This window comes from candidate division KSB1 bacterium, assembly GCA_022566355.1.
Taxonomy (GTDB): Bacteria; Zhuqueibacterota; JdFR-76; order JdFR-76; family DREG01; genus JADFJB01.
In genome coordinates this window covers 1-8,525 of record JADFJB010000161.1, presented here as the reverse complement: position 1 = coordinate 8,525, position 8,525 = coordinate 1, and the positions used below count along the sequence as shown (strand labels likewise).

The window sequence follows — 8,525 nt, the reverse complement described above, 5'->3', positions numbered from 1 at the left end:
AAAGTGATTCCAGGCAAAGATTGTGGAAATTTCCAATAGATGGCGGCTCGCCAACCCTTGTATTGAATGACGTGATGCCGGTCGGCTATCATGCATGGGGAAATCCGAATCAGGTTTTCATGTTTATCCTGGGCAACCCGCCTACTTTGCAGATTGCAGATGTACGAACCGGGAAAACCGAAACCTTTGTCGGCAATGTCGGCCGCTCTCTCCATAAAATTCCAGGTATCAATGCCGTCAGTTTCGTCCATAAAATTTCTCAAGAGCCATGGTTTATCACCAGTCTTTCACTGATAAATTATGAGATCGATTATTTAATCAAAACCATACCCGGCAGTGAGGATTATGCCTGGACCGCGGATGGCAGAATCGTTATGGGAAATGGCGCTAAACTATATGAATACATGCCTGGAAAAACAAAACATTGGCACGAAATTGCAGACTTTTCCAGTTCAGGAATTAAAAACATCAGCAGAATTGCCGTGAATCCCAAAGGCAATCAAATTGTTTTTGTGGCCGAGGATTTGGAATAAGGTTTAATAAGTTTGGCATTGATTCCGGGTAACCTCCCCTACCCCCTCCTTAAACAAGGAGGGGAAATTCCTCCCCTTGATAAGGGGAGGTTAGGAGGGGTAATTGAGATAAACAAATTTCTACAGCTCAATAGCTCTATTTGAAAATACGACACCGTATTTATGAACCAGACCACTTAAGGAGTCAACAAAGCTTCAGTGTAAACCATGAACAAAAATCCAACCCAAAGATTCTCAGACCGGGTAGGAAACTACACTAAATACCGGCCAGGGTACCCAGCAAAAATACTAAATTTATTAAAAGAAAAATGTAATTTAACGCCTGGATCCATCATCGCCGACATCGGATCCGGAACCGGCATTTTCACTAAATTCCTGTTAGACAATGGCAATGCCGTTTTTGCGGTGGAGCCTAACCCTGAAATGCGCGCAGAGGCCGAACGAATTTTGGCAAGTAACAAACAATTTTCCAGCATCACCGGTGATGCAGAAGCGACAACACTCGACGATCATTCTGTAGACATCATCACTTCTGCGCAGGCATTTCACTGGTTCGATCACGAGAAGGCCAAACAGGAGTTTCGCCGCATTTTAATACCAAAGGGCTGGGTAGTTCTTGTTTGGAATGAACTAAAAACCGGCCCATCACCATTTTTACAAGCTTACGAAGACCTGCTGACAACCCATTCGACTGATTACGGCCAGGTAGACCACAAGCTAATGGATGCGAAGGTGGTAACGAAATTCTATTTACCTTCAACATTTAATACAGCCATCTTCTCAAATTCTCAGGATTTCGATCTCGAGGCTCTCAAAGGAAGGTTATTATCGTCCTCTTACGCACCGAATGCCAGCCATCCGAATCATAAACCGATGATGGCTGAAATTGAACAGATTTTTGCAGCACACAATATTTCCGGTAAGGTTCGTTTTGAGTATAAAACACAGGTTTACTATGGCAGGTTATGACTATAAAAATCTCTTTTGAATTTAAGGATCAAAATAACAATTCATACTTATCGAAAAAAAGCATTAGACTGGATTAACAAGATGGACATGTTTTATATTTGAACAATTTCCCATTTTCAATTGTATTAGTACTTTTATATTAAAATGAGGGTCTGACCATGAGAAAACTACTTAATATTTTTGCGATTTTAATCCCGACTTTTTTGATTCTGGCTGCGGTAATTCCGGACGATGCTGAGAAAAACTGGCCGCAATGGCGCGGTCCATACGGGAATGGCATCGCCAATGGAAATCCACCGGTTGAGTGGAGTGAAAATAAAAATATCAAATGGAAAATTGAAATTCCCGGGTTGGGACATTCGACTCCAATCGTTTGGGAAAATCAAATTTTTGTTTTAACCGCTATTGATGGCGAAAAAGTCGATACCCCTCCAAGCCAGGCAAACCAAAATCAACGAGGAAGGCGTGGTGGTCGAAGAGGATGGATGCGTGGCAACCAACCTGACAAAAAAATTAAATACACTATTCTTTCAATCAATCGCGATGATGGTAAAATTAACTGGCAAAAAACCTCCCGGGAAGAAGTGCCACACCAGGGGACTCACAATACCGCCTCATGGGCGTCTAATTCCGGTGTAACAGACGGGAAACATGTTTGGGCTTATTACGGCTCACGGGGGTTGTATTGTTACGATATGAAAGGCAATCTTCAATGGGAAAAAGACTTGGGAGATATGCAGAAAAGATTGGGATTTGGAGAGGGAAGTTCACCAGCGCTGTATAATGATAAAATCGTAATTAATTGGGATCATGAAGGAGATTCATTCATTACTGCGCTTGATAAGAATACCGGCAAAGAAATATGGCGAACCAATCGAGATGAGAGCACTACCTGGAGTTCACCCTATGTGGTTGAACATAACGGCACAGCACAAGTTATTGTGAATGCAACTGGCAGGATCAGTAGTTACAATCTTGATACCGGTAAGTTAATCTGGGAATGTGGCGGCATGACTATGAATGCGATTCCCATGCCGGTATCCATTGATGGAATTGTTTACGTGACAACAGGCTTTCGCGGCAGCGCTTTGGTTGCCATTCGCCTGGATGGAGCCAAAGGAGATATTACCAACACCGATGCAGTGATCTGGACATATGATCGAGATACACCTTACACCCCATCACCTCTTGCTTATAAGAATAACCTTTACATTTTGAAAGTCAATTCCGAGATTCTTTCCTGTTTCAATGCAAAGACAGGTGAAACTCTTTTCACCCAAAAGCGCCTCGATGGCATTAAAGGAATGTATTCGTCACCTGTAGCAGCAAATGATCGTATTTATTTTGCCGGCAGAAATGGCGTAACTTCAGTACTCAAGTATGGACCAACGTTTGAAATTTTGTCCACGAATACCCTTGATGACAATTTTGATGCTTCACCGGTGATTGTGGGAAATGATCTATATTTGAGAGGCCACAAATATCTTTATAGTATCTCAGAATAGCAGAATTTTAATCCAACAGCTAGAATTGATTACAGGAATAGACCGGTATCATTAGGGCCTGTCTAGTACTGTTTTAAAGCGTATTTGAACATCCTTTATTGACTTCCACAATCTCTTTAAGCTTATCTTTAAGCCGTTTTCGAACCGCATCATTTAGAGATATAGCCAGCAATTGATTTGAAATTTCACACACTTCTTCAGGTTTATCCAGTTTTTCGTTGGCTTTCATCATTTTGTAGCCACAAATTATTTCATTATAATGGTTATTTTTTTCTTCATTTTGATAGGAATCTTGCAAATCCCGATAAACATCATTGGATTTTTTATAGTAACCGGCTTTAAAATAAGCGCCGGCAAGAGGCCACAGGAAAAACCGGCTGGCAGGATATTCATTCAGCATTTTTAGCGCTGTTTGGATTGCACGAGTATATTTTTTTTCATCGATATCCAGCCAGATTAAACCATTAATTGCAGCAGCACGGCTGTATCGTCCCTTTTCAATGGCTTTATGAATCATCTCCAGGCCTTCTTTGCTTTGGTCCGAAACAAAAGGAAGCCAATTAACATAACGTGTTAAGCGTCCGCGATAATATTTATAAGTTCCAATGGCAAGATAGGCATCATATAGTGTTGAATCTATACTAACCGCTTTTTCCAAATATTTAATACCTGTTATCGAATCACGCAAACCACGGGCATAATCTTTTCGCTTTGCATAATAATAACCCCGATAGCTGTATGCCCCACCTTTAAAAAAATAACTTTTTGCCACATTAGGATTTTGTTCAATCTGTTTCTCAGTAATAGAAATGACTTTTTGGATTAGACGAAAAAATTCCGGCTCATCTTCATAATTTTCATAATCCATCATTTTAGACTGCAAGGCAGCTGCCTGGTAAAAATCCGGCCTGGGATCATCCTTTAAAAAATACCTCAAACTATCAAAAAATGAAATGGCCAGTTGATACTGTTGCAAAATTGTAGCCCTTATACCTTTTTGGATATATGCGTCAATAATTTCTTCAGGAGTTTCATCTGCATATAAGAAACTTGAGGAAAAAAAGAAAAGTATGGCAAGAATTGTTAGCAGACTATTTTTGAATATAGCAATTATCCGCATCAGGAAAAATTCCCGAATATACGGTCGCCTGCGTCGCCTAATCCCGGCAGTATGTAGCCACGGTCATTCAATTCCCGATCTAGAGCAGCCGTGTAAATGTGTACATCAGGATGGTCTGAATGCACTTTCTCAACACCTTCCGGAGCGGCAATAATCGAAACCATGATAATATCCTTTGCCCCTAACTCCTTTAATATTGAAATACTATAAGAAGCGCTTCCCCCGGTTGCTAGCATGGGATCGAGAACAATAACAGTATCTTTGGTTATTGGCTTAGGTAGATTTTCATAATATTGACTTGGATTAAGAGTCTCTTCATCCCGCGCCAACCCTATTAAACCGACTTTAGCGCTAGGATATAAATGCTTAAAAGCAGGAACCATCGCCATTCCAGCCCGCAAAATCGGAACCAATGAAATTCGTTTAACCAATTTTTCGCCCGTCGTATCTTCAAGAGGTGTTTTTATATTTACAGTCAGAGTTTCTAAATATTCCGTGGCAGTTACTGCAAGAACCAAAGTAATTTCTGTGATTAGTCTTTCAAATTCCCAGTGGGTTGTTTTAGGATCGCGAAGATTGATTAATTTATGCTTCACCGCGGGGTGGTTACTAACATGTAGATTCATATTCGTTTCCATTTAAATAATTTTTTTAAATTGAAAAGTTGAAACAAATTACAAATCAATTCAAGTTTTTCTCAATTTCAATTTATACCTTTAAATAAATTAAAAAACACACATTTTTAGCTTTTCATCACCTAACTACTAAAAAAATAAGTAAGATAAACAATGTGTATAAAGTGTGGATAACTTGTGAATAAAAATTGAGTTCAGTCATATTCGAATCTAATTCTATTGGTTGGCCGAACAGGTGCAATTTCTGATCCAAAAACCAAATGGTTTAGCTGGCTTTTGCATATAAGTGCATGTTAATTAATAAGTAATCATGGTTAACTTTTTTTAATAGGTTAAAAATAAATTTAGTCCCAAGCCTTATCCTACTATCGCATAAGTTCTTATTTTTAACCTCAACAATGGCTTAAAGATGACCTAATGTGGATAACTGTGGATAACTGCAGGCAATTGCGAATTTAAATCATATTCTCTTGATTTTTAGCATATGATCTTTAATTTACCCTCATATCATTGGCTCTTCATCAAAAGGAACTTATTTGAAAAACCCAACGACAATCGAATGGTTAAGACTAGTCGTATTGACTGTAGCAATTTTTATTTTAATCACACTTGCGGAAGTTTTACAATCAACTCTTAAATATCGGTCGGAAGTGACGCGGAAAGCTGTTCATCTGTTCACCGGTCTGTTAATCTTTTTTACCCCATACCTGTTCCAATCAGCAATTCCACCGATTTTAATTGCCGTCTTTTTTAGCTCATTCAATTTTATTTGTATTCGGTTTGGGTACTTTCAATCAATCCATGGTTCTACTCAGAAATCTTATGGTACAGTTTATTACCCGCTGGCATTTCTAATTTTAATTTTGCTTTTTTGGCCAACTTATTCATTTATCATTCAAATTAGTTTTTTAATCCTGGCAATATCAGATTCTTTAGCAGCAATCGTAGGTCAAAATTTCAATCATCCAAAAGCTTATTCTTTCACAAAAGAGATCAAATCATTGGAAGGCTCAATTGCTTTTGCCTGTAGCAGTTTTTTACTATTGGTGTTTTCTCTATATTTTTTACCTGCTCCGTTGCTTCAAATCATAAGCCTCACAAAGATAATCATCATCGCTTTAGTTGGCTCCGTTTTCACCACGTTCATGGAAGCTCTTTCCTGGAGAGGTTCCGATAATCTTACAATTCCTTTAGGTGCAGCGTTTATTCTCCATTTCTTATTAACAAGCTCTCCTGATGAAAATATCCAACTATTCATTGGTTTTATTTTGGCTGGTTTTATAGCACTTCTTTCATTTCGACAACACTTTTTGGATCCGGGTGGCGCTGCTGGGACATTTGTAATGGGCGTAATTATTTTTGGCGTCGGAGGTCTGGAATGGGCGATCCCTATACTGGTATTTTTTATCTCTTCGAGCCTTTTGTCCAAGCTTTGGCAAAACCGCAAAAAAGCCTTCAACCTGCTGTATGAAAAATCTTCAACACGGGACATTGGTCAAGTTTTGGCTAATGGTGCAATAGCCTGTTTAACTGTCTTTTTGTTCTATGGATCCGGGAAGGAATATTGGTTTGTGGTATTTCTCGGTTCAGTTGCCGCAGTTACTGCCGATACCTGGGCGACAGAAATCGGAAGTTTATCTAAAAGCCTGCCTCGGTTAATAACAACTTTAAAACCTGCAGATTCCGGAACATCCGGGGCAGTTTCTTTGTTGGGAACTACTGCATCAATTGTGGGAGGAATTTTCATTGCTGTTATAGGATTAGGGCTAAGCGGTTCATTTTATTATGATCCTTTCCTCTTGATTAGTTTGATCTCAATAGCTGCACTTCTTGGCAGTTCAATTGACAGCTTAATCGGTGCAACTTTACAAGCTCAGTATCAATGTGATTTATGCAAAAAAATGACAGAGAGATCGACCCATTGTAATGGAAAACCGACAACACATTCCCGAGGATTAAAATGGCTGACGAATGATATTGTCAATTTCATCTGTGCTTTTTCCGGAGGGGTATTTGTGTTTATTGCATTGCAATTTATTTAGAATGAATAGGTTTTTTATTGACTATTATTATGGAATTATTAGTTTAGTGACATATCTTAAATTCCATTAAATCTAAAATCGATCATTTAAATATAAGGGTTGAACCTATGAGAAAAATATCTGTTTTGATTTTTTGTTTATTTGTGAGCAGCTCTATTTTTGCCCAAGAAATTCCACTATTCACCACCGATTTCCCGCCGGAAGAGTTTGCAGAAAGACGTGCAAGGGTTTATGAAGCAATGGGTAAAAATGGAATCGCACTTATCCAGGGCGCTCCCATGCCGCATGGTTATGTCAAATTTCGTCAATACAATGAATTTTATTATTTATGTGGTGTCGAGTCGCCATATTCATACCTCCTGTTAAATGGCTCTACTCAAACAGCCACGGTGTATCTACCTGCAAGAAATGAACGCCGGGAACGTGTTGAAGGAAAATTATTTTCAGCTGAAGATGACCAACTGGTTAGAAAGTTAACGGGCATAGATTCCGTTTCTGCAGTTGGTATGCTTTCAGAACACCTCGCTCAATTGACAGCTTCAAATCCTGAAATTGAAGTTTATACTCCTTTGAGCCCGCCGGAAGGCTATGCGACGAGTCGCGGTCTGGCCGTTCGAAGAATCAAGGACATCAAAGCGGATCCATGGGACGGTCGTATTTCCCGTGAGCAAAATTTTATTAAACTTGTCAAAAAAACGGTGAATAAAGAGGTAAAAGACTTATCACCAATTCTGGATCAAATGCGGCTTATAAAGTCCGATCGTGAGCTAAAACTTATTCGGAAAGCCACGCGTTTATCAGGCCTGGCTTTGATGGAAGCGATGAGATCCACAATACCGGGCGTTTGGGAATACGAGCTGGACGCTGTCGCAAAATTTATCTTCTTCCGCGGTGGTGCACAGGGACATGCATATTATTCCCTGGTTGCGGGTGGTAAAAACTCCTGGTACCCCCATTATCATGCCAGTAAAAAACAATTGGTGGATGGTGAATTAATCTTGATGGATAGCGGACCCAATGTCGGATATTACACTACCGATGTTACACGCCAATGGCCCGTTAATGGAAAGTTTGAACAATGGCAAAGGGAATTGTATGGTTTTTATCTGGGATGTTATAAAGCTATTTTGGATGAAATAAAACCCTTTAATACGGGCAAAGAAATTAAGCAGCGTGCGGCAATCACGATGGAAAAGGTTCTGGCGGAGGCAACATTTTCCAAACCGGAATACACAAAAGCTGCAACAAATTTTGTTGAGAATTACAAAAAATCCATCCAATCCGGTCGATATGGCCTGGGGCATTGGGTGGGAATGGCCGTTCATGATGTAGGCCAGTACAGTGGAAAATATCTTCCCGGAATGGTATTTACCATTGAACCCGCTTTACGAGTCCCTGAGGAAAAAATCTACATCCGCTTAGAAGATATGATTCTCATTACGAAAGATGGAATTGAGATTTTATCAGAATTCGTTCCAATGGACATGGAAGAAATTGAGAGTTTGATGCAAGAACCAGGAATTCTACAAAATTATCCTGAAGTAAAAACCTTGTCGAGTGGAATGATTCCAAAATAACATAATTATAATTAACTTGAATAATTCATGAATTATGGCTTTAAGCTTGAGTTTCCAAAGTTGTCATCCCGCCCGGGCGGGGATTATAAGGGGTGTGTAAAAATTATTGCGGAGCCGACATGAATGTCGGTTTACAACTCCACA

General features: G+C 39.5%; 7 protein-coding genes. 5 read left to right on the top strand and 2 right to left on the bottom strand.

The window, feature by feature from the left end:
• Window positions 1-20: 20 nt before the first annotated feature.
• The 3 genes from IIC38_18995 to IIC38_18985 all read left to right on the top strand — a co-directional run bounded on the left by IIC38_18995 (window position 21) and on the right by IIC38_18985 (window position 3,007).
• Window positions 21-533: a hypothetical protein gene (locus IIC38_18995; protein ID MCH8128013.1), complete on the top strand. Its 513-nt coding sequence runs from the start codon at window positions 21-23 to the stop codon at window positions 531-533.
• A gap of 207 nt (window positions 534-740) precedes the next feature.
• Window positions 741-1,502, top strand: a complete 762-nt coding sequence (locus tag IIC38_18990) for a class I SAM-dependent methyltransferase (protein MCH8128012.1) — start codon at window positions 741-743, stop codon at window positions 1,500-1,502.
• A 158-nt stretch (window positions 1,503-1,660) separates the two neighbouring features.
• On the top strand, window positions 1,661-3,007 hold the full coding sequence (locus tag IIC38_18985) for a PQQ-binding-like beta-propeller repeat protein (GenBank protein MCH8128011.1): 1,347 nt from the start codon (window positions 1,661-1,663) through the stop codon (window positions 3,005-3,007).
• 73 nt (window positions 3,008-3,080) lie between these two features.
• Here the strand turns inward: IIC38_18985 and IIC38_18980 are convergent, their stop codons facing one another.
• Together IIC38_18980 and upp are read right to left on the bottom strand one after the other, a co-directional pair.
• Window positions 3,081-4,127 (bottom strand): hypothetical protein, encoded by a 1,047-nt coding sequence (locus tag IIC38_18980; GenBank protein ID MCH8128010.1) that lies wholly within the window; start codon window positions 4,125-4,127, stop codon window positions 3,081-3,083.
• Window positions 4,127-4,753, bottom strand: coding sequence for a uracil phosphoribosyltransferase (upp, locus tag IIC38_18975; GenBank protein ID MCH8128009.1), 627 nt, complete (start codon window positions 4,751-4,753; stop codon window positions 4,127-4,129). Before upp ends, IIC38_18980 begins: the two co-directional genes overlap by 1 nt.
• A 545-nt stretch (window positions 4,754-5,298) precedes the next feature.
• Here upp and IIC38_18970 point away from each other — a divergent pair.
• Window positions 5,299-6,804, top strand: coding sequence for a DUF92 domain-containing protein (locus IIC38_18970; protein ID MCH8128008.1), 1,506 nt, complete (start codon window positions 5,299-5,301; stop codon window positions 6,802-6,804).
• A gap of 107 nt (window positions 6,805-6,911) precedes the next feature.
• The gene (locus tag IIC38_18965; protein ID MCH8128007.1) at window positions 6,912-8,381 is read left to right on the top strand and encodes an aminopeptidase P family protein; all 1,470 of its coding nucleotides are present in this window, start codon (window positions 6,912-6,914) and stop codon (window positions 8,379-8,381) included.
• Window positions 8,382-8,525: the final 144 nt, after the last annotated feature.